Here is a 24,154-nt window from a genome sequence, read left to right as displayed (position 1 = left end):
TGTAGTTGTAACCTATAAAGATGGTTCAACAGACACTAGACCATTGACTGATTTTGCACGTACGAACAATGCTCCAGAAGTAACAATCCCTTATTCTGTAGACGGTAAAAAAGATATCTATATTTATGCTAATGAAGATATCGATATCGACATTAAATATACAGATGATTTAGGTAAGATTAAATCTGCAACAGTTAACAGAGGTGGAAATCAACCTTTAAGTCCTACTGCAGCTAATCCAAATGTTTTGGATAACGAATATGATATGACTTTAACGCCAATTACTGCAGAAACAGAAGCAACAGCTGAAAATCCTGCAATTGTGAAAATTGGTGGTAAAGTAACTAAAGATACAGCGGGACTTGATAAGAATAAATTCCCTAAAGGGGATAATGATGAATATCGTCTAGTAACTCGTTATGCAACTGCGATAGATACAGATGGTAAAGAAATCCATAATGTTGCTAAAGGTTCTTCATATGCAACTGACCCAGGTTCATTCAGCATCGTATTAAAATCTCAAACAAAGAAATATGACATTAGAGAATTAGCTGATGCTGATAAGACAGTAGTAACAGATATCACTAATATTCCAAAGGCTGAATTAGATAAGATTAAGGAAAACATTCCTTTAGAATACTCTAAGAAAAATGAAGATAAGAACTTAGAAGCTAAAAAAGGAACAGCAGTAGAAAAAGCTGATGCTGCAAAAGTAGTGGATACTGTTGTTCAAAAAGGAGAAAACTTAGAAGTAACTTATAAAGATGGTTCTAAAGACACCATTCCTGTCGATAAAGTTGTGAAATTAGATAAACAACCAGCAATCGAGGAAGTAACTAACCAAGCAGATGCGAAAATTGCAACTATTAAAGGTAATGATAACTTATCAAAAGCTGAGCAAGATAAAGCTATTGCTGATGTAGAAAAAGATAAAGCAGCAGCATTAGAAAAAATCGCTGATGCTACAAATGCAACAGATGTAACTGCAGGTAAAGATGAAGGTACTGGTGCTGTAGCGAAAGTAAATCCAATCGGTAAAGAAAAAGCTAAAGAAGAAATCGCTAAGACTTTGGAAGCTAAGAAGGAGGCTATTGAGAACAATGATAGCTTAACACAAGCCGAGAAGGAAAAAGCTAAAAAAGATGCTGAAGACAAGGCAGCAGTAGCCCTTGCTGAAATCGAAAAACAACCAGCAACAGCAGAAACAGCAGCTGCGGCAATAGCAGCTCAAACTACTGTAAATGAAAAACAAGCTGAAGGAACCAAAGAAGTTGCTAAAATCAACCCAATCGGTAAACAAGCAGCATTAGACAAAATCGATGAAGCATTAAAAGCTAAAGAAGCAGAAATGGATGCCCGCACTGACCTAACAGAGGAAGAAAAGGCAGAAGCAAAGGCAGAAGCTAAAAAATTTGCTGATGCTAAGAAAGCTGAAATTAAGGCGAAAAATGATAATGCAGAAACGCCTGAAGCAGCTGAACAAGAGCAAGGCGAAATCAATACAGCTGGCGACACTGGAAAAACACAGGTAGAGGGTGTTACCAAACCTGCGGCTAAAAAACCAGAAGCTAAAACAGCGGTAGAAACTACAGCCGCTGCTAAAAAGCAAGAGATTGAGCAAGATGGAGCATTGTCACCAGAAGCTAAGAAGAAACTTCAAGATGAGGTAGATGCTGTTAAGAAAGCTTCGGAAGAGGCAATCGATGGTGCTAAGAAAAATGCCGATGTTGATAAAGCTAAGAAATCAGCAGAAGCAGCGATTAAAGCCATCAACTCTGCTCGTTTACCAGCGAACAAGGTAATTGCTAAAAATCCAACAGCTTTAGACGATAAAGAACAAGCAGAACTTAAAAAAGCGATTGAAGCGGTAAACCCTCCAGGAACAAAAGTAGTAGTAAGTCCTGATGGAAGTGCCTTAGTAACCTTACCAGGAAAAACAGTAGCCGAACCATTAAAACAAGAAGATTTAACAAAAGATGTAAATGCTTTAGATACTGCAGGTGGTGGTAACAACATCAACCGTCCAACGGATAAAGTGATTGTTGAAAATCCTGAAAGTTTGACAGATGCAGATAAAGAAAACATCAAAAAAGCTGTTCGTGAAGTAAACCCTAATGCTGTTGTGACAATTGATGATAACGGAACAGTAACTGTTTCAACACCAGAAGGAAATACAGCAGGATTCCCAGCATCAGAATTAGTACGTACATTAGCTGATGCAGCAAATCCTGATTCAGGTAATGCAGGAGTTCGTAAGCCAGCAGATAAGTTGGTTGGAGATGCAACAAATGCAGATCTTCAAGCAAAAGCAACTGAAAAACTGAAAAAATTGAATGGTGAAGATGCTAAGGTTAAATATGACGATGAAGGAAATGCAACAGTAGTTCTTAAAGACGGAACAATTGCGACAATTCCAGCAGGTGACTTATTCAAGACAGAAGAAGATGCTAAGAAAGCAAACGGTGGCGATGACATCAATAAACCGAATGCTCAAACAGTTGTAGAAGATATTGCAGCATTACAAGGTGAAGCAAATAAAGAAAAACTTGATAAAGTAAAAGCTGAAATTAAAGCAAAAGTTGAAGCTGTAAATCCAGGTGCAGTTGTAGTAGTTGACGACCAAGGAAACGCAGTTGTAACAACACCAGAAGGTAAAACAGCAGTTATTGACGCAGATGATTTAATTAAAAAACCTAATGAAACATCAACTGCCAAAGCTGGTAACAACATCAACAACCCAGCTGACAGAGTACGTGTTGATAACAGTAAGCAATTAACAGACCCTGAACTTGCTAGAATTAAAGCAGCAGTTGAAGCAGTGAACCCAGATGCTACAGTAGTAGTCGATGACCAAGGAAATGCGACTGTAACAACTAAAGATGGTAAAACTGCAACAATTCCAGTGGCAGATTTAGTCAAATCAGATGCGGATAAAGAGAATGTTAACGGTGGAAACCAAGTAAACACTCCAGCTGATAGAGTAGTGGTGGACAGTACAGATGCACCATTACCACAAGAAGTTACAGACGCTATTAAAGCTAAAATTCAAGCAGTAAATCCAGATGCAACAGTTGTTGTAGATGAAAAAGGAAATGCAACAGTAACAACGAAAGACGGAGCTGTGGCAACAATCCCAGCGAGCGATTTAGTAAAAGCTAAAGCTGACTTAGCTGACCCAGCGAAACAAGATGCTGTCAACAAACCAGCAGACAAAGTAGTAGTGGATCCAGCTTTAGTAGATGATCCAAATGCAGATTTAAGTGCCGCTAAAGATGCTATTAAAGCAGCTGTAGAAGCAGTAAATCCAGATTCTACTGTAGTAGTTGATGACAAAGGAAACGCAACAGTAACAACACCAGAAGGTAAAACTGTAGTGATTCCAAAAGCTGACTTAGTGAAGAAAGAAGCTGACAAAGAAACTGCTAAAGCAGGAAATAACATCAACAAACCAGTAGACAAAGTAGTTGCTGCTAAAGATGCCTTAACTCCTGAAAATATCGCAGCAATCAAGGCTAAAGTTCAAGCAGTAAACCCAGATGCAACAGTAGTAGTTGATGCAAAAGGAAATGCAACAGTAGTTACACCAGACGGTCAAACAGCAACAATTCCAGTAACTGACTTAGTGAAATCTCCAGAAGAAGCTAAAGATGAAAAAGCAGGAAACAACGTCAACAAACCAGCAGATAAAGTAGCAGCAACAAAAGCTGATTTAGCTGATGATGCGAAGAAAGCAGACGTTAAAGCTAAAATCAAAGCGGCTGTAAAAGCAGTGAACCCAGAAGGTTCAAAAGTATTCGTAGACGACCAAGGAAATGTGACTGTAACAACTCCAGATGGTAAAACAGCGACAATCCCTGTTGAAGATCTTATCAAAGATACAACTCAACCAAATGCAGGAAACAAAGTAAACACTCCAGCAACGAAAGTGGTTGTAACAGATCCTGCTAATATCAAGGCTGATGAAGATAAGATCAAAGCAGAAATTCTTAAAGTTAACCCAGGTGCAACAGTAGCATTCGATACAGAAGGGAACGCAACAGTAACAACGAAAGATGGAGCTGTAGCAACAATTCCAGCAGCTGATTTAGCAAAAGATGCAGCTGACTTAAGGAACCCAGACAAACAAGATGAAGTTAAGAAACCAGCAGACAAAACACTTGTTAAGAAAGCAGGTAAATTAACTCCAGCAGAAAAAGAAGCTATTAAGAAAGAAATCGCTAAGGTAAATAGAGATCCGAAGACAACTATCGTAGTTGATGACGAAGGAAATGCAACAGTAACAACTCCAGAAGGAAAAACTGTAGTAATCGCCAAAGAAGACTTAGTGAAATCTCCACAAGAAGTTGATGGTGCAAAAGCAGGAAACAACATCAACAAGCCAGCGGATAAAGTAGCGGCAGCGGTGGCAGATTTAGTTGGACCGAATAAAGATGAAGTTAAAGCTAAAATCCAAAAAGCGGTTGAAGCAGTAAACCCAGGTGCGACTGTCTTTGTTGATGACCAAGGAAACGCAACAGTAACGACTCCAGAAGGAAATACAGCAACGATTTCTGTAGATGATTTATTGAAAGATCCGACGGCTAAAGAGTCTGCAAAAGCAGGAAACGAAGTAAATACTCCAGCAGAAAGAACAGTAGTAGCAAATCCAGCTGAATTAACTGATGCTGAAAAAGCTAAGATTACTGCAGCGATTCAAGAGGTAAACCCTGAAGGAACTAAAGTTGTATTTGACGAAGCAGGAAACGCAACAGTAACAGTACCAAATGAAGACGGTACTACATCGTCTACAGCGACAATTCCTGTAAGTGCCTTAGTGAAATCAAATGCTGAAAAAGATCTATTGGATCCAGCTAAACAAAACCCAGTTAAGAAACCTATCGATCAAACAGTAGTTGCTAATAAAGATGCATTAACTGATGAAGACCGTAAAGCTATTAAAGCTAAAGTTGCAGAAGTTAACCCAGATGCAACAGTATTCGTGGATGAAAAAGGAAATGCGACAGTAACAACTAAAGATGGTAAGACAGCTGTAATCGCAGCGGATGATTTAGTGAAAACTGATGATGAAGTATTAAGCGATCCAAAAGCAGGTAATGTAATCAACAAACCAGCAGACGGAGTGTTCGTTAAAGATGGACAAATCACGGATGATGTTAAAGCCAAAATTGCTGCTAAGGTTCAACGAGTAAATCCAGGTTCAACAGTATTCGTAGATGAAAATGGAAATGCGACAGTAACAACACCAGAAGGTAAAACTGCAACAATTCCAGTGAAAGATTTAACGAAGACTGATGCTGATAAAGCTAAAGTGAATGCAGGAAATAAAATCAATTCACCAGCAGACAGAGTGCTAGTGAAAGACAGAGATAATTTAACAGCGGAAGATATTCAAGAAATTGAGAAAAACATCTTAGAAGTTAACCCAGGAGCAACAGTAGTATTTGACGCAAAAGGAAATGCGACTGTTAAGAATGCAAATGGAGACATCGCAACAATCCCTGTAGAAGCCTTAGCGAAACCAAAAGCAGATCTATTAAAACCTGAGAAACAAGATTTAATTAAGAAACCTGTTGACAAAGTGTTAGTAACAGATCCAGCTAACTTGGATAAAGAAGCTATTAAGAAAGCTGTTGAGGAAGTGAACCCAGGTTCAACGGTGGTTGTTGATGACAATGGAAATGCAACGATAACTACAGAAGATGGTAGAAGCTTTGTAATTCCAGCAAAAGATTTAGTGAAAACAGCAGAAGAAGCTAAAAATGCAAAAGCTGGAAACAACATTAACAAACCAGCGGATAAAGTAGTAGTAGCAGATCCAACTAAACCATTATCTCAAGAAGAGAAAAAAGCGATTGAAGCTAAGATTAAAGAAGTTAATCCAGATGCAAAAGCGATCTTCGTAGATGATAAAGGAAATGCAACGGTAACTATAGAAGATAAAGATGGTAATACGGAAACAGCAACAATTCCAGCGGCAGATTTAGTAACAAGTCAAGAAGAAGCTAAACAACCAAATGCAGGAAACAAAGTTAACACACCAGCTGACAAAGTAGTTGTAAGCGATCCAGATCATTTATCAAACGAAGATAAAGCTAAGATTACAGAAGCAATCAAAGCAGTAAATCCAGAAGCTAAGGTGGCATTTGACGATAAAGGAAATGCAACGGTAACAACTAAAGATGGAGAAGTTGCAACAATTCCAGCGGATGATTTAGTGAAAACTCCAGAAGAAGCAGCGAAACCAAATGCAGGAAACAATGTCAATACACCAGCAGATAAGACTGTAGTAGCAGATCCAAACTCATTAACTGATGATGAGAAGAAAGCAATTGCGGCTAAAGTAGCAGCAGTTAACCCTGGTGCAACTGTAGCAGTAGACGACAAAGGAAACGCAACAGTAACAGTGAATGGTAAGACAGCGGTCATTCCAGCGGCGGCATTAACTAAGACAGCAGATTCAGCTAAAGAACCAAATGCAGGAAACGATGTAGTTAAACCAGCTGACAAGACAGTTGTAGAAAATCCAGAATCATTAACAAAAGATGAGCAAGATGCAATCGCAGCTAAAGTTGCAGAAGTGAATCCAGAAGCTAAAACTGTAGTTGTTGATGACCAAGGAAATGCAACTGTAACAACTAAAGATGGTAAGACAGTGGTTATCCCAGCGAAAGATTTAGTGAAAACAGCAGAAGAAGCAGCTAAGCCAAATGCAGGAAACGATGTAAACACACCAGCAGATAAGACAGTCTTGGATCCAAATGACTTAGAAGCATCTAAGAAAGCAATCGAAGACAAAGTTAAAGCTGTAAATCCAGGAGCAACTGTAGTTGTAGATGACCAAGGCAACGCAACAGTAACAACTAAAGATGGTAAAGTAGCAGTAATTCCAGCGAAAGATTTAACTAAGACAGCAGATTCAGCTAAAGAGCCAAACGCAGGAAACGACGTAGTTAAACCAGCCGATAAGACTGTAGTAGCAAATCCAGAATCGTTAACAAAAGACGAAAAAGATGCAATTGTTGCTAAAGTTAAAGCAGTAAATCCAGATGCGACTGTAGTAGTAGACGACCAAGGAAATGCAACAGTTACACCTAAAGATGGAAAACCAGTTGTAATCCCAGCATCAGACTTAACTAAATCAGCAGCAGACGCAGCTAAACCAAACGCAGGAAACGACGTAGTTAAACCAGCAGATAAAACTGTAGTAGCAAATCCGAATGCTCTAACTCCAAAAGAGAAAGAAGCAATTGCAGCTAAAGTAGCAGCAGTCAACCCAGGTGCTGAAGTTGTAGTGGACGACCAAGGCAACGCAACAGTAACAGTAAATGGTAAGACAGCGGTCATTCCAGCGGCAGACTTAACGAAGAATGCAGATGCGGAAAAAGCACCAAAAGCAGGAAATGACATTGTTAAACCAGCCTCTAAGACAAAAGTTGCAAATCCAGACTCATTAACAAAAGATGAGAAAGATGCAATTGCAGCTAAAGTAGCAGCCGTCAATCCAGGTTCAACTGTAGTCGTAGACGACCAAGGAAACGCAACAGTAACTCTTCCAAACGGAAATACAGCAGTTATCCCAGCATCAGATTTAACAAAATCTGAAAAAGATGTGAACGATGGAAAAGCTAAAGACAATGCAGTTACACCAGCCTCTAAGACAAAAGTCGCAAATCCAAATGCCTTAACTGAAGCTGAGAAGAAAGCAATCGCAGACAAAGTTAAAGCAGCAAATCCAGGCGCAACTGTAGTCGTAGACGACCAAGGAAATGCAACTGTAGTGAAAGATGGTAATGTTTCAGTTATCCCATCAACAGACTTAGTTAAAGTTGAAGATGATGCTACGAAACCAAATGGTGGTAACGATGCGAACACACCAGCAGCTAAGACTGTAGTAGCAGATTCAGAGAAACTTAAAGATGCTGAAAAAGAAGCTGTTAAGAAAGCTGTAGAAGCAGTCAACCCAGGTTCAACTGTAGTAGTAGACGATAAAGGAAACGCAACAGTAACCAAAGGTGATGGCACAGTTCTTAACATTCCAGCTTCAGACTTAGTCATCCCAGCAGAAAAATTAGCTGACGAAGCTAAGAACGCTAAAGTGAAAACACCAGCTATCCGTACATTAGTTGGAAATAAAGAAAACTTAACAAAAGACGAAAAAGACGCTGTTAAGAAAGCAATTGAAGCAGTTAACCCAGGATCAACTGTAGTCGTAGACGACCAAGGAAACGCAACAGTAACAATGCCAGACGGTTCTACAGCAACAATTTCTAAAGAACAACTAGTGAAGAATGCAGAAGAAGCGAAAGCTAAAAACGGTGGTAATAATCTTGATTTCGACTTGAGTAAAGTAACGGTAGCAAACCTTGCTAATATTACTCCTAAAGAAAAAGAGAAATTCCAATTCATGGTTTTAGATCTTATTAACTCTAAAGATGAATTTGATCTTGATGCCTTCCTTAAAACTACAGATGCACAAGGAAACACAGTTTATACTTCACAAGATTCTAACGTAACAATTACAATCGATAAAGATGGTAATATGAAAGTTATTAAAAATGGTAAGACTGATTTAGTGGTTAACATTGACGAAGAAGGAAATGTAACGATTGTAACCAAAGAAGGTAAAGTATTAGCTATTTCAAGAGATGACGCATTCAAACAACGTCCATATGTACCATCAAATGGTGGAGGCAATAACAGTGGTAACGGTAACGGAACTTCTGGTAATAACGGAGCTACTAACACTGACGCAAAAGTGGATAAAGCTAAGTTAGAAGGTGCTATCCATCAATTAGATGAATTGTTCATCCAAGAATCAGCTAAGCTTGATGCAGAAACTGCAAAAGAAGCGACTGACTTATTGGCAGACGCTAAGAAAGTATTTGCAGATCCGAAAGCAAACCAAGATGAAGTGGATGCAATGGTTAAACGTATTGAAGACTTCATGGCGAAAGTTGCTCCAGCAACTGATCATGCAACTCCAGCTAAGGACCAAGCTGCTCAAACATCAGCTCCAGCTACTACTCAAGCAGCAGCTAATGCTAGCCAAGAAGCAGCAACAAACACGCGTAAAGCAGCTAAAGAATTGCCAAATACAGGTACAGCAGATTCTACTGTAGCTATGGTAGCAGCAGCCGCAAGTGCATTACTTGGTCTTGGTCTTGCAGGCCGTCGTCGTAAAGAAGACGAAGAAGCTTAATTGGTAGATTGTTTGATAAACATCAAATAATAAATCCGATTTTCAAAGCTTAAATAAGTACCTCTCATAAGAAAATCTCCTAGCAGGAAAGTCTGCTAGGAGATTTTTGTATTTCAGGAAGTGGACGGATGACTTGGCAACCAGCTGAGGGTGAAGGTCAGTTGCTCAGCTTTCAAGAGGTCTCGGTGTTGAATGCTAGATACGGGCACCTTATCCAGTCGGCACTCTTTGACAAAGTTAAAATGGCTGTGGTTTTGCTCAGTATGAATATCTAGCCATTTATTTTCTTTAGCTAGGTAGATACGGAGGTGGTCAAAGAGAGGAATTCCGAGGTCATAGCTTGGTTTGCCTGGACAGGTCGGATAAAATCCGAGGGCCGACCAGATGTACCAGGCCGAGAGACTACCATTGTCTTCATCGCCAGGATAGGCTTGCCAGCTTGGGTGAAAAGCTTTCTGACGGAGCGTCTTGATAAGAAGGGCAGTGTAGTCAGGGTAGTTGCTGTAACGGAAGAGATAAGGAATGTGGAAGCTCGGCTGGTTGGAAATGGCGAGTTGCCCAAAAGGAGCAGTAGCCATCTCGCTCATTTCGTGAATCTCGTAACCATAGCCTATTGTCTCAAAGAGGGGAGCCTCCTGACAGGTTTTCAAAAGATAGTTGCTGAAGGCTTCTTTTCCACCCATAAGTTGGCTTAAGTCTGGGATGTCGTGGAGAACGCCTAAAGTTGCTTGGATGGCTGAACATTCGGCATAATCACGTCCCCAACTATAAGGAGAGAAGTCAGGACGGAAGTTGCCTCGATTGTCTCGCGCTCGCATGTAACCTGTCTCAGCATCAAATAGATGGCGGTAATTTTGTGATGCGGCCTTGTAGGTTTCAGCGATTTCTATTTTCCCTAGTTTTTCAGCACAGCTAGCGATACAAAAGTCACTATAGGCATAGTCTAGGGTGTGGCTGACGCTTTCGTGGTGGTCGGTAGAGAGGTAGCCTAGTTCTTGGTATTGGGCTAGTCCGTGACGACCATTGATGCTGAGAGGGTCGGACTTGCTGGCTGTTTCAAGCATGGCTTGGAGGAGTTCTTCTTCTAGGTCGGGGACCATGTCCTTGCAGGCGCTATCTGCGATAATGCCGTCTAAAAGTGTACCTGGCATCATACCCCGTTCATCTGGAGCTAGCCATTTTGGAAGGAAACCAGTATCGCGGTAGCTATTGAGAAATCCTTCTAAAAAGAGACGATAATACTCTGGTATGATAAGGGCAAAGAGGGGGAAGGTGGTGCGGAAGGTATCCCAGAAACCATTGTTGCTAAAGAGGACACCAGGCTTGACAGTTCCAGTAGCCAGATCCATATGGATGGCTTGCCCTGATTCATCAACCTCATAAAAAGTCTGAGGAAAGAGGAAGAGTCTGTAGAGACAGTGGTCAAAGAAGGTTCGGTCAGTCTCTCCTGTCTCTATAACGTCAAAACGATGGAGGAGATTTTTCCAATCCGCTTGGGCATTTGTTTTACAGTTATCAAAATCTTCTTGAGGTAGATTAAGCAGAGCCTGAGAGTGAGAGATGAAAGAAGTCGCTAGCTGAATTTCAGCATGACTATCTGCCAGGTCAATTCGCCAGTCACCACCTTCTTGACTGATAGCAAGGATATCCGTATTCATTTGCAGGGCAGTGAATAGTTTTAGCGGATTTTTGTTAGTCTCAGTTTTTCCTTCTTGTCTCAAGGTCAGAGTTCGCTTATCTACCTGCTCCACTGTCAGTTCATCTGCTGCGTGAAGATAGAGGGAGAGGGCTTTGCCTTGCTTTTGCTTCAAACGAATAGAAGCGCCGTAGCAAGTCGGTGTGAGCTGGGTTTCAATCTGATAGCGCAGGGAGAAAATCTTCAGATAATGGGGTTGGAAAGAGGCCTTATCCATATCGTAGGAAGACTGACGATGGAAGAGGCTGTCTCCACCCAGTTGGCCTGTGACAGGTGTCAGAAGGAGCCAAGAGTAGTCTCCAATCCAAGGACTAGGCTGGTGGGTTAGTCGAATCCCCTGAAAGATAGGCAGATGCGGATCGAAAAACCAAGAGCCCTCCTGGTCACTGGTCTGGGGCACAAAGTAATTCATCCCAAAAGGCACGCCTGTGTATGGCAGGGTATTTCCCCGAGAAAAGGCATGCTTGCTGGCAGTTCCAAAGCGGGTATCGATGCTTTCAAGTAATGGTTTCATAGTCTTTCCTTTAGATGTTTTTCTACATTATATCAGAAAAAGAGGGCCTTTAGATATGGGGTTCAAAAGAAAGCAATTTTGTAGAAAAATGACTATCATTTGTGTATGTATTTTCTGTCTCAAAAGCTATATACTGAAAATGAAACTTGTTTGAAAGAGGATACTGCACGATGATTTATTCAAAAGAAATTGTTAGAGAATGGCTAGATGAAGTGGCAGAGCGGGCTAAGGACCATCCAGAATGGGTGGATGTTTTCGAGCGTTGCTACACCGACACCTTGGACAATACGGTCGAGATTTTAGAAGACGGTTCAACCTTTGTCTTGACTGGGGATATTCCTGCTATGTGGCTTCGAGATTCGACAGCTCAACTCAGACCCTACCTGCATGTGGCTAAAAGAGATCCCCTCCTGCGTCAGACCATTGCAGGTTTGGTCAAACGTCAGATGACCCTGATTCTCAAGGATCCTTATGCCAACTCTTTTAACATTGAGGAAAACTGGAAGGGGCACCACGAGACTGATCACACAGACCTTAATGGCTGGATTTGGGAACGCAAGTATGAGGTGGACTCACTTTGCTATCCTTTGCAGTTGGCTTATCTTCTCTGGAAAGAGACTGGCGAGACTAGCCAGTTTGATGAGACTTTTGTCGCAGCGACTAAGGAAATTCTTCATCTGTGGACGGTAGAACAAGATCATAAGAACTCTCCTTATCGTTTTGTCCGAGATACGGACCGCAAGGAAGATACCTTGGTAAATGATGGCTTTGGCCCTGATTTTGCAGTGACAGGTATGACTTGGTCAGCCTTTCGTCCGAGTGATGATTGCTGTCAGTATAGTTACTTGATTCCGTCAAATATGTTTGCCGTAGTAGTCTTGGGTTATGTGCAAGAAATCTTCGCAGCATTAGACCTAGCTGATAGCTCGAGCATTATCACAGATGCTAAACGTCTTCAGGCTGAAATCCAAGAAGGAATTGAAAACTACGCCTACACAAGCAACAGCAAGGGCGAAAAGATTTATGCCTTTGAAGTGGATGGTCTAGGAAATGCCAGCATCATGGATGATCCAAACGTACCAAGTTTGTTGGCTGCACCTTATCTGGGCTACTGCGATATTGACGACGAAGTCTATCAAGCAACTCGTCGTACCATTCTGAGCCCTGAAAATCCATATTTCTACCAAGGAGAATACGCTAGCGGTCTCGGAAGTTCTCATACCTTCTATCGCTATATCTGGCCCATCGCCCTTTCTATCCAAGGCTTGACAACAAGAGATAAGGCAGAGAAGAAAATCTTGCTGGATCAGCTGGTTGCTTGCGATGGTGGTACAGGTGTCATGCACGAAAGCTTCCACGTAGATGACCCAACGCTCTACTCTCGTGAATGGTTCTCTTGGGCCAACATGATGTTCTGTGAGTTGGTCTTGGATTACTTGGATATTCGCTAGGGAACATGCTTTATATTCTTCGAAAATCTCTTCAAACTACGTCAGCTTTATCTGCAACCTCAAAGCTGTGCTTTGAGCAGCCTATGGCTAGCTTCCTAGTTTGCACTTTGATTTTCATTGAGTATTAGTGCAACCGATTCTTGTCAGAATCACAAATTTACATCCAAAAACGTTAACAATAAAAATTTAAATTTAGAATGAGGTTTTACTTCATGGAAAATGTTGTCGTACATATTATCTCACATAGTCACTGGGATCGTGAGTGGTACTTGCCTTTTGAAAGCCACCGTATGCAGTTGGTGGAATTGTTTGACAATCTCTTTGATCTCTTTGAAAATGACCCTGAGTTCAAGAGTTTCCATTTAGATGGACAAACTATTGTCCTTGATGACTACTTGGAGATTCGTCCTGAAAATCGCGACAAAGTCCAACGGTACATTGACAAAGGAAAATTGAAAATTGGTCCTTTTTACATCTTGCAAGATGACTACTTGATTTCAAGTGAAGCCAATGTCCGTAATACATTGATTGGTCAAGCAGAATGTGCAAAATGGGGCAAATCAACCCAGATTGGTTACTTCCCAGATACCTTTGGAAATATGGGGCAAGCACCTCAAATCCTTCAAAAATCAGGGATTCACGTAGCAGCCTTTGGGCGTGGTGTGAAGCCGATTGGATTTGACAACCAAGTCCTCGAAGATGAGCAGTTTACTTCCCAGTTTTCAGAAATGTACTGGCAGGGTGCGGACGGAAGTCGTGTCCTCGGTATCCTCTTTGCCAACTGGTACAGTAACGGGAATGAAATCCCAGTTGATAAAGATGAGGCCTTGACCTTCTGGGAACAAAAATTGTCAGATGTGCGTGCCTACGCTTCGACCAACCAGTGGTTGATGATGAACGGATGTGACCACCAGCCTGTCCAGAAAAATCTGAGTGAAGCCATTCGTGTGGCAAATGAACTCTTCCCAGATGTAACCTTTGTTCATAGTTCTTTTGATGAATATGTCCAAGCCGTGGAAAGTGCCCTACCAGAGCAATTATCAACGGTTATAGGTGAGTTGACCAGTCAGGAAACAGACGGCTGGTACACACTTGCCAACACTTCTTCATCTCGTATTTATCTCAAACAAGCCTTCCAAGAAAATAGCAACCTTCTAGAGCAAGTTGTAGAACCCTTGACTATTATCACTGGGGGTCATAACCATAAGGACCAGTTGACCTATGCTTGGAAAACTCTTTTGCAGAATGCGCCACATGATAGTATCTGTGGCTGTAGCGTGGATGAAGTTCACCGAGAGATGGAAACTCGTTTTGCCAAGGTCAACCAAGTCGGAACCTTTGTTAAGAGCAATCTTCTTAACGAATGGAAGGGTAAAATCGCTACAGCTAAGGCTCAAAGTGATTATCTCTTTACGGTTATTAACACAGGCTTGCATGATAAGGTTGATACTGTCAGCACAGTGATTGATGTTGCGGTTTGTGATTTCAAGGAATTGCACCCAACAGAAGGCTACAAGAAGATGGCTGCTCTTACCTTGCCAAGTTACCGTGTGGAGGACTTGGATGGTCGTCCTGTAGAGGCTAAAATCGAAGACCTCGGGGCTAATTTTGAGTACGATTTACCAAAAGATAAGTTCCGCCAAGCTCGTATTGCTCGACAAGTGCGCGTGACCATTCCAGTTCACCTAGCGCCACTTTCTTGGACAACCTTCCAATTGCTGGAAGGAGAGCAAGAACACCGTGAAGGCATTTACCAAAACGGAGTGATTGATACGCCATTCGTAACGGTGAGTGTAGATGACACTATCACAGTTTATGACAAGACAACTCACGAAGCCTATGAAGACTTTATCCGCTTTGAAGACCGTGGTGACATCGGAAATGAGTATATCTATTTCCAACCAATAGGAACAGAGCCAATCTATGCAGAGCTTAAGGGCTACGAGGTCTTGGAAAACACAGCTCGCTACGCTAAGATTTTGCTCAAACATGAATTGACCGTGCCTGTCAGTGCCGATGAAAAGCTAGAAGAAGAGCAAAAAGGCATTATTGAATTTATGAAGCGTGAGGCTGGACGATCAGAAGAATTGACAAGCATTTCTCTTGAAACTGAGATGACTGTCTTCGTTGACAATCCACAAATCCGTTGCAAGACTCGCTTTACTAACACTGCCAAAGACCACCGTATCCGTCTTTTGGTTAAGACTCACAACACGCGTCCAAGCAATGATTCTGAAAGCATCTATGAGGTGGTGACACGACCAAACAAACCAGCTGCTTCATGGGAAAATCCTGAAAATCCTCAACACCAACAAGCCTTTGTTAGTTTGTATGACGATGAAAAAGGTGTGACTGTATCCAACAAGGGATTGAATGAATACGAAATCCTTGGAGACGACACCATTGCAGTGACTATTTTGCGTGCCTCAGGTGAGCTAGGTGACTGGGGTTACTTCCCAACACCAGAAGCACAATGCTTGCGGGAGTTTGAAGTCGAGTTTGCGCTTGAATGCCACCAAGCCCAAGAACGCTTTTCAGCCTATCGTCGTGCCAAATCCTTGCAGACACCGTTTACCAGCCTTCAGCTTGCTAAACAAGAAGGAAGCGTGGCTGCGACTGGTAGTCTCTTGAGCCATTCTGTTCTCAGCATACCGCAAATCTGTCCAACAGCCTTTAAGGTAGCTGAAAATGAAGAAGGCTATGTCCTTCGCTACTACAATATGTGTAGTGAAAATGTGCATGTACCGGAAAGTCAACATCTCTTCCTTGACCTGCTTGAACGACCATATCCAGTTCATTCAGGACTATTGGCTCCACAAGAAATTCGTACAGAATTGATTAAAAAAGAAGAAATCTAATTTCAAAAAGTAAACATAAAAAGAAAGGAGGGGCGAAAAGGTAAGAACTAACTGCTGATTTGCCCCTTTTTATGGTAAAAACAATGACCATTGCAACGATTGATATCGGAGGGACTGGGATTAAGTTTGCCAGTCTGACTCCTGATGGGAAAATATTGGATAAGACAAGCATTCCAACGCCTGAAAGTTTGGAGGATTTACTAGCTTGGCTAGACCAGCGCTTGTCAGAACAGGATTATAGCGGGATTGCTATGAGCGTTCCAGGTGCGGTCAATCAAGAGACAGGTGTGATTGATGGCTTCAGTGCGGTGCCCTACATCCATGGCTTTTCTTGGTATGAGGCGCTTAGCTCTTATCAGATTCCTGTCCATCTGGAAAATGATGCCAACTGCGTTGGACTCAGTGAATTATTAGCTCATCCAGAACTTGAAAATGCAGCCTGTGTCGTGATTGGGACAGGGATTGGTGGAGCCATGATTATCAATGGCAGACTGCACCGAGGTCGCCACGGTCTGGGTGGAGAATTTGGCTACATGACAACCCTTGCCCCTGCTGAAAAACTCAATAACTGGTCGCAACTAGCATCAACTGGAAATATGGTGCGATACGTGATTGAAAAGTCTGGTCAGACTGACTGGGACGGTCGCAAGATTTACCAAGAAGCTAAAGAAGGTAATACTCTTTGTCAAGAAGCTATTGAGTGCATGAACCGTAATCTGGCGCAAGGCTTGCTCAATATCCAGTATCTGATTGATCCAGATGTCATCAGTCTGGGAGGCTCTATCAGTCAAAATCCAGATTTTATCCAAGGTGTCAAGGAAGCTGTTGAAGACTTTGTCGATACCTACGAAGAATACACGGTCGCACCCGTTATCCAAGCCTGCACCTATCATGCAGATGCTAATCTCTACGGTGCCTTTGTCAACTGGTTACAGGAGGAAAACCAATGGTAAGATTTACAGGATTTAGTCCCAAACAAGCGCAAGCTATTGAAGTATTAAAAAATCACATTTCTCTGCCAGATGTTGAGGTGTCAGTCACTCAGTCTGATCAAGCCTCTATCTCTATCAAGGGTGAGGGTGGCCACTATCAATTGACCTACCGCAAACCTCACCAACTTTATCGTGCCTTGTCCTTGTTGGCAACGGCTCTAGTAGAAGCTGATAAAGTGGAGATTGAAGAACAGGCGGCTTATGAAGATCTAGCCTACATGGCTGACTGTTCGCGAAATGCGGTGCTGAATGTGGCTTCTGCCAAGCAGATGATTGAGGTCTTGGCTCTCATGGGCTACTCAACCTTTGAGCTTTACATGGAAGACACCTACCAGATTGAAGGGCAGCCTTACTTTGGCTATTTCCGTGGAGCCTACTCAGCTGAGGAGTTGCAGGAAATCGAAGCCTATGCCCAGCAGTTTGACATGACCTTTGTGCCCTGCATCCAGACCTTGGCCCACTTGTCAGCCTTCGTCAAATGGGGTGTCAAAGAAGTGCAGGAACTCCGTGATGTAGAGGACATTCTCCTCATTGGCGAAGAAAAGGTTTATGACCTGATTGATGGCATGTTTGCCACCCTGTCTAAGCTACAAACACGCAAGGTCAATATCGGGATGGACGAAGCCCACTTGGTTGGCTTGGGACGTTACTTGATATTGAACGGTGTTGTGGATCGTAGTCTCCTAATGTGTCAACACTTGGAGCGCGTGCTGGATATTGCTGACAAATATGGTTTCCACTGCCAGATGTGGAGCGATATGTTCTTCAAACTCATGTCAGCGGATGGCCAGTACGACCGTGATGTGGAAATTCCAGAAGAAACTCGTGTCTACCTAGACCGTCTCAAAGACCGTGTGACATTGGTTTACTGGGACTATTATCAGGATAGCGAGGAAAAATACAATCGCAACTTCCGCAATCATCATAAGATTAGTCATGACCTTGCCTTTGCAGGTGGTGCTTGGAAGTGGATTGGTTTCACACCCAACAACCATTTCAGCCGTCTAGTAGCTATTGAGGCTAATAAAGCCTGCCGTGCCAATGAGATAAAAGAAGTCATTGTAACGGGTTGGGGGGACAATGGTGGGGAAACTGCCCAATTCTCTGTCCTACCAAGTTTGCAAATCTGGGCAGAACTCAGCTATCGCAATGACCTAGACCGTTTGTCTGCTCATTTCCAGACCAATACAGGTTTATCAGTTGAGGATTTCATGCAGATTGACCTAGCCAACCTCTTGCCAGATCTACCAGGCAATCTCAGTGGGATCAATCCTAACCGCTATGTCTTTTATCAGGATGTTCTCTGTCCGATCCTTGACCGACACATGAAACCTGAACAGGACAAACCGCACTTCGCTCAGGCTGCTGAGACCCTTGCTAACATTAAAGAAAAAGCTGGTGCTTACTCTTACCTCTTTGAAACTCAGGCTCAGTTGAATGCCATTTTAAGTAGCAAAGTGGATGTGGGACGACGCATTCGTCAGGCTTACCAAGCGGATGATAAAGAAAGTCTGCAAGAAATCGCAAGACAAGAATTACCAGAACTCAGAAGCCAAATTGAAGACTTCCATGCCCTCTTTAGCCACCAATGGCTTAAAGAAAACAAGGTCTTTGGTTTGGATACAGTTGACATCCGTATGGGCGGACTCTTGCAACGCATTAAGCGAGCAGAAAGCCGTATCGAGGTTTATCTGGCTGGTCAGCTTGACCGCATCGATGAGTTAGAAGTGGAAATTCTGCCATTTAACGACTTCTACGCAGACAAGGGCTTCGCAGCCACAACAGCCAACCAGTGGCATACCATTGCGACAGCTTCAACCATTTATACAACTTAAAAACAAGAACACCTTGCCTGGCGCAGGGTGTTTCGCGTGAAACAGAAGAATTATCTAGTTTCAAATGCCACAGTTAGACAAACTTATGATAAAATAGCAGAAAGGGAATGTTTCCTAAGAGCAATTCTATCGATTAGCAATTGGAGGTATTGTGGTACACTTAAAATTAGTAAAACAAGTGTTTTTTTGTGATGGTTTCAGATAAGCGAGTTTTTTAATACTCAATGAAAATCAAAGAGCAAACTAGGAAGCTAGCTGTAGGTTGCTCAAAACACTGTTTTGAGGTTTCAGATGGAAGCTGAGGAGGTTTGAAGAGATTTTCGAAGAGTATAAATTTGTTGAGCGTGTAGCTAATACGTATCAAGTCTGGTAGATTGAGAAAACTTGACAAAAAATTAGATAGTGCTAGAATAACATTAACGAAAGACATTTGAGGGCAGAAAGGTTCCTGTCACACCTTGCAAAAGGGTATCTGAGATGCTGGGTACACCGCCCAGCCAAAGGGTCCGTTATTTCAAAGGAGGGGCTTAAATGCTCCTTTTTTATTTAAAAATTTCAAAATAGATTACACTCACCGCAGGCTTAGGCTTGCGTTTTTTTGTTTGACAAAATTAAAAAAATGTGTAAGAATAAGGAGAATTGAAAACAGGAAAACTCACCTCCTTTCGATTCGTCTAGCCTTTTCGTGAGGCAATGAGGGGGCGGAGAGACGCGCTCGTCAACAGAAGTATCTCATTGGAAATGTTGCTCACTTTTTAGTGAGCTTTTTATCTAGGGAATAGAAATGAAAAGCAAAAAATTAAAATTAGGTCAAATTGATTTAAAAATGTGCAAGGATTACGACCTTATTCAAGCGATGGACTATGACTTTAAGACGAAGGAAGTAATGAATAAAGGAAGGGGATTTGCGGTAACTGTTGTCAAAATACAGGGGCTAACTTTCTTGATTCCATTTAGAAGTTACATTCCTAAAAAGTATCAATTGAAGTATAAGCTTAGAAATTCAGCAAAAGAAGGATCTGTTGAAGGATTAGATATTGGTAAAACATTGATTTTAGAAGATAAAAGTTATTTACTAAATACCACTTTTCGCCTTCGGAAAGTCGAAGATTATTATAAAGTAATGGATAATGATAAAGCTATAATCAATAAGTTAGTGAAAGCTATTATAGACTATAACCGTGCTTTAGAAATGAACGATAGAAACAAACTTGAAGATCCTAAACGCTTTAAATTCTCAACATTTCAGAATTATTCGACTAGATTAAGAGTCATAACAGAAAAAGACTATTTAGAATAGATAATGTTTCCGCAGGCTTAGGCTTGTGTTTTTTTATAGTAGATTGAAATAAGATTTGAACAAATTGATTAGGAAAGTCAAATTAATTTCTAGCAATGTTTTAGTAGTCGAAGTGTACTGTTCTAGTTCCAATTCACTCTATTCTTCAAAAAAGCCCGATTTTATGGGGTTTTAATTCTGATAAAATCCGATAATTTCGGCATGATAAGGTGAGGTAGTTATTGTCTTAATGCTCAGTTACGTTCTGGAAATCGCTAGAATTTTTTCAAAAAAGCCCGTAATAGTTGAATTATCTAAGCTTTAACAGTATAATTAAGCTAGTAGCTTCATCAGGAGGTTCTATGCTACAATATAGTGGGTGGCACGGCACCACCAATAAAAGGAAAGAAAAGATTCTATCTGCTGGGTTTTCTTATGAGAAATATAAACCTGGTATTCATAAACAGAGACATCCGAACGATTTGGGTAATGGTATTTACTTTTTTCTACCTTTTAACAAAGATACTGGTAAAACGATTGCTTCTGCTTATGTCGCAAAGTATAAGTCATTTGAACTAAGCAAACCTGGGGTTAGGCCTGAGTTAATTCATGCTGAAATCACCCTAAAATCTATAGATAAGATTTTTATTTTAGATAACCCAAAAAACCAAAGGTTATTAGAGGAATATCGGCAAGCGGCATCTATTCAAATTGAACGTGAGATTGCAGGTATTTCAGGTAGCGGAGCCAAAAATAGAGCTACTCTTCTTAACCAAAATCAAGGATTAATTATTGAACTGTTGCTTGATTTAGCGTCTCAGCATGGGAAGAATTATGAAGCAGTGCAGTCCAAAACATATACTGCTATTCCATCTTTACCAGTAATTGACGGAAAGAATGGAGAGGAAATTTGTATCCGTGATTTAAATTGTATTACAAACATTTTATAAATAAGGAGGCTTTTATGAGTTTATTGTCAAACTTTTTAGGAACTGAAGAATTTTCTTTGATGGATTCTCCAATGTTCCAAGAATTAGTTGAAAATATTAAGGCCAACAAAATTTATTCAGTAAACAATGAATTTGATTATGATTTGAATATATCAGGAAGTCTTAAAAAATATAAAGATGAAATCCATTTTACTTCTCAATTAAATAATCAAAAAGAGTTTTATGATTTGAATTCTGTAACTAAAGTAAATGCAATGCCTGAATATAATATAAAGAACAAGAAGTCATGTTTTTCATATTTACCAATAGATTCTGAAAACTTAATTACAACAAAAGAAAATAGTGAGGTGGCAGCTTAATGTCCTCTTTACAATTTAAAGATTATTTTTTAAATGAAGTATCATATCGAAGAAATTCTAGTTTTGACCAAACAAATAGTACTATTAATTTACATCCTGAATTGTCTGCACAGATTTTAATAAGAAAATCAGAAAACCTTGCTTATGTTAACTTGATAACAAAGCAAGGAAATATAGATTCAGATGATTCTGCTTTTGAGCTTATTGTAGATATTGTTGGAGAATTTTCATTTATATATGACGATACAGAATTTGATATTGATTTTGAAACTTTTCTTAAAGAGAATGGCTTAGCAATTCTTTGGTCCTATATTCGGCCTATCGTATCTGATATGATTACTCGGGGTAATGAGTTCCCCAACTTCATATTGCCTGTCGTTAACATTAAAAAAATGCTTGAAGACAAAGATTCTATCAAGTTAACATACGAATAAAAACAGTGTATGTATTTTTCAAAGCTCCAATGAAATGCTTTCACATTTAAAAGGTATTCGGAGAACTATAAATCAAAATTGTGATAAAAATAAATAGGATCAAAGAGTTTTGTATGATAGTAGTTTCAATTTAAACTCTACCTTCTTCGAGACTCAGCTATCAATGAAAATCACCAGAAGGGCAGTATTTTAAGGCTCTTCTGGTGGTTTTTGAATTGTTTGGTTAGTGTGAGATATGAATAATTTGGGGTTTAATATTCTTCGAAAATCTCTTCAAACCACGTCAGCTTCCATCTGCAACCTCAAAACAGTGTTTTGAGTAACCTGCGGCTAGCTTCTTAGTTTGCTCTTTGATTTTCATTGAGTATAAAAACAAGAACACCTTGCCTGGCGCAGGGTGTTTCGCGTGAAACAGAAGAATTGGATAAGATGCATCATATCAAGCTGAGTTCATAATGTTTGATTTATAAAATAAAAAAGAGTATAATGAGTTAAGCCAGTCTAAAATTTACATAAAAATTTTAGGGGGGGGGGGCTTTTTATTTGCCCTCCTTAATATATATCAACAGATAATTATCGCAAAAGGAGTAAGATTATATATGTTTTATAAAGGTAGCGAAGATAGAGAAAAACGCTTGCGGTTTTCGATTCGTAAGGTTAGTTTTGGAGCTGCTAGTGTTGCAGTAGCAGCCTTGTTCATGTTTCCAGGAAATGGGACAGTGTCTGCTACAGAGCAAGGTGTAACCCCAACTAATGAGGGAAGACAAGACTCACCACTGAAAGACCCAGATGTCCAGAATGGAACCTACGGGGCGACTCCAGTAGTCAGTCAGTTGGATGGAAATTCTGGTGGCAGTGAGACTACTGCTCCGAAAGATCAAGAAGAAACAACTACTCCAACATCTACTGATGCAAGCGCATCATCAGTCGAATCACCTACTGTTTCAAAAGAGAAAGAAGAAACATCTACTACTGCCACTCCAGCGCCAGTAGCATCATCGACTGCTTCAGCAACAGAAGGAAAGTCAGCAGAGAAAAATACTGAGGTGCCATCTACAGAAGCAAATAGCGTAGAAAACAAAGACCAAACAAGAGCAACAGTTGAAGAGGAATCTACTAGACCAGTAGAAACAACCAAGCCCGCGGCAACAACAGAAAGCAAGAAATCAAAATCACGTAAAAAACGTGATATAAGTGCCACTCCAGATGCAGATGCTGCAAAGGATGATCCATCGGCACACCAGACTTACACAGCACCAAGCGCTGATGCGAGTGTAGAGGAGTTGGTTAAAGCTTTAAAGAATTTACCAGATAAAATAGAAAATAATGAAAAAATTCAAAATATGAACGAAGTTGGTGCTTCTACAGGCATTGCTGTCGGAGAGGTGAGGGAAATCCATGATTTTGCTGGATGGACAGCGGTTGATGCTAACGGTGAAGCAGGCAAGTTTGCGATTGCTAGAAAAACGGATGAGGGTGTTTTTCCAATAGAGACGATAAATGTCCTTGGAAGTAATGTTGTATGGACAATTGAACAATCTTTTGATAGAACTAATGACTATATGTTGTTTTTATCAAAAGTTAGAACAAAAGCAAATAGTGATGAAGAGTCGGTTGATAATACACCCTATAAACCAAGTGGAGAAGGAGGTCCTAGGGGGAGTAAAGTAGCCAAAGGTACTAAAGGATTTAGAGGGATAGAGAAAGTTTTTAAAGCCTATTCTTCTAAGGACGGATCGAAAGTACAAGTAGCTTTTAAAACTGGATATACCGGAGATATTGATGGCACTAAGGCACGGTATAAGGTTGAAGTTTTCACTGATGAGGACGGCTTTAAAACTCCTATTTATTCAACTAGCTTTTCACCTCAAACTCCTGCCAAAGATTCAGATAAAACTGTTATTGCAGCTAACGATGGAACGACAAAGAATAGGACAATTAACATTGGAACTGGTACTAAGAAAGATGCTGAAACAATCCTATCTAAAGCAGGAAATAGACCTAATGGAACCGGTGGAAGTTTTACAAGTAGAGAGATTGATTTACCTACAGGTGTAACATCTTATAAGGTGAGAATTAGTTCTGAAAATGACTTGGAATTGGGAATGAGTTATCAATCTAGGTTTTTACAGTACGCTTTACCAGTTACGGGACTAAACTTTAATATTACTCAAGATACTAAACAAATAGCGAAGTCATTATTGCAACAGGCTTATGATAGACTGTTGGATCAACAAAATAGCGATGAGAATAGGAAAACACCAGAAACTATTCGAAGTTATCAAGAAAAATTAGACAAAATAAAAGGGTTGTTGGATTCGGGAGATTTAAAAAGCAGAGCAGATTATCTTGCAGCTTTAGAGGGTGCTATTGAGACAAGAGATGACTTGAAAACTCAAGCACCAAGTGCACCAGTTCCAGCAGTAGTAGATACAGCCGACCATGTAGGTGTTGAGATTCCAGCACCAGAACATGCGGATAAGGTTGTTGTGACCTTCGATAAAGCAGATGGCACAGGCAAGGATACAGTTGTTATTACTAAGAATCCAGCGGACAACCAATGGAGTGCGGATAAGGCAGTTGCTGG

Annotated in this window: 11 protein-coding genes; 10 read left to right on the top strand and 1 reads right to left on the bottom strand. The window is 40.7% G+C overall.

The features are described 5' to 3' along the window. Positions 1–43 precede the first annotated feature (43 nt). Positions 44–9,199, top strand: a complete 9,156-nt coding sequence (locus HT679_RS02930) for a DUF1542 domain-containing protein (RefSeq protein WP_173212872.1) — start codon at positions 44–46, stop codon at positions 9,197–9,199. Between the two features lie 113 nt (positions 9,200–9,312). Here HT679_RS02930 and HT679_RS02925 read toward each other — a convergent pair whose 3' ends face one another. Continuing rightward, on the bottom strand, positions 9,313–11,409 hold the full coding sequence (locus HT679_RS02925) for a GH92 family glycosyl hydrolase (protein ID WP_173212870.1): 2,097 nt from the start codon (positions 11,407–11,409) through the stop codon (positions 9,313–9,315). A 170-nt stretch (positions 11,410–11,579) separates the two neighbouring features. On the opposite strand from HT679_RS02925, the gene HT679_RS02920 reads away from it, so the two are divergent. The 9 genes from HT679_RS02920 to HT679_RS02880 all read left to right on the top strand — a co-directional run. Further along, the gene (locus tag HT679_RS02920) at positions 11,580–12,860 is read left to right on the top strand and encodes a glycoside hydrolase family 125 protein (RefSeq protein ID WP_168976902.1); all 1,281 of its coding nucleotides are present in this window, start codon (positions 11,580–11,582) and stop codon (positions 12,858–12,860) included. A 212-nt stretch (positions 12,861–13,072) separates the two neighbouring features. Beyond that, positions 13,073–15,718 (top strand): alpha-mannosidase, encoded by a 2,646-nt coding sequence (locus HT679_RS02915; protein WP_173212868.1) that lies wholly within the window; start codon positions 13,073–13,075, stop codon positions 15,716–15,718. 83 nt (positions 15,719–15,801) lie between these two features. Next, on the top strand, positions 15,802–16,671 hold the full coding sequence (locus HT679_RS02910) for an ROK family protein (RefSeq protein WP_173212866.1): 870 nt from the start codon (positions 15,802–15,804) through the stop codon (positions 16,669–16,671). Further along, the gene (locus HT679_RS02905; RefSeq protein WP_173212864.1) at positions 16,665–18,545 is read left to right on the top strand and encodes a beta-N-acetylhexosaminidase; all 1,881 of its coding nucleotides are present in this window, start codon (positions 16,665–16,667) and stop codon (positions 18,543–18,545) included. The genes HT679_RS02910 and HT679_RS02905 overlap by 7 nt, the downstream gene beginning before the upstream one ends. A gap of 784 nt (positions 18,546–19,329) precedes the next feature. Beyond that, positions 19,330–19,845, top strand: coding sequence for a hypothetical protein (locus tag HT679_RS02900; protein WP_173212863.1), 516 nt, complete (start codon positions 19,330–19,332; stop codon positions 19,843–19,845). Between the two features lie 341 nt (positions 19,846–20,186). Further along, positions 20,187–20,774, top strand: coding sequence for a hypothetical protein (locus HT679_RS02895; protein WP_164226693.1), 588 nt, complete (start codon positions 20,187–20,189; stop codon positions 20,772–20,774). Positions 20,775–20,788: 14 nt separating this feature from the next. Continuing rightward, positions 20,789–21,133, top strand: a complete 345-nt coding sequence (locus tag HT679_RS02890) for a hypothetical protein (RefSeq protein ID WP_112444764.1) — start codon at positions 20,789–20,791, stop codon at positions 21,131–21,133. Continuing rightward, entirely contained in the window at positions 21,133–21,567 is a 435-nt protein-coding gene (locus HT679_RS02885) for a protein-export chaperone SecB (RefSeq protein WP_173212862.1), read from the top strand. Before HT679_RS02890 ends, HT679_RS02885 begins: the two co-directional genes overlap by 1 nt. 599 nt (positions 21,568–22,166) lie before the next feature. Beyond that, the coding region (locus HT679_RS02880; protein WP_173212861.1) for a YSIRK-type signal peptide-containing protein at positions 22,167–24,154 on the top strand (1,988 nt) is incomplete at its 3' end.

Source organism: Streptococcus sp. 4886, from assembly GCF_013276485.1.
Taxonomy (GTDB): domain Bacteria; phylum Bacillota; class Bacilli; order Lactobacillales; family Streptococcaceae; genus Streptococcus.
This window is presented reverse-complemented; position numbering and strand designations above follow the sequence as displayed.

What these genes read in the sequence shown, in the direction of transcription:
- HT679_RS02925 (WP_173212870.1), bottom strand. Translation starts at nt 11,409, where the DNA reads ATGAAACCATTACTTGAAAGCATCGATACCCGCTTTGGAACTGCCAGC.
- HT679_RS02920 (WP_168976902.1), top strand. Translation starts at nt 11,580, where the DNA reads ATGATTTATTCAAAAGAAATTGTTAGAGAATGGCTAGATGAAGTGGCA.
- HT679_RS02915 (WP_173212868.1), top strand. Translation starts at nt 13,073, where the DNA reads ATGGAAAATGTTGTCGTACATATTATCTCACATAGTCACTGGGATCGT.
- HT679_RS02910 (WP_173212866.1), top strand. Translation starts at nt 15,802, where the DNA reads ATGACCATTGCAACGATTGATATCGGAGGGACTGGGATTAAGTTTGCC.
- HT679_RS02905 (WP_173212864.1), top strand. Translation starts at nt 16,665, where the DNA reads ATGGTAAGATTTACAGGATTTAGTCCCAAACAAGCGCAAGCTATTGAA.
- HT679_RS02900 (WP_173212863.1), top strand. Translation starts at nt 19,330, where the DNA reads ATGAAAAGCAAAAAATTAAAATTAGGTCAAATTGATTTAAAAATGTGC.
- HT679_RS02895 (WP_164226693.1), top strand. Translation starts at nt 20,187, where the DNA reads ATGCTACAATATAGTGGGTGGCACGGCACCACCAATAAAAGGAAAGAA.
- HT679_RS02890 (WP_112444764.1), top strand. Translation starts at nt 20,789, where the DNA reads ATGAGTTTATTGTCAAACTTTTTAGGAACTGAAGAATTTTCTTTGATG.
- HT679_RS02885 (WP_173212862.1), top strand. Translation starts at nt 21,133, where the DNA reads ATGTCCTCTTTACAATTTAAAGATTATTTTTTAAATGAAGTATCATAT.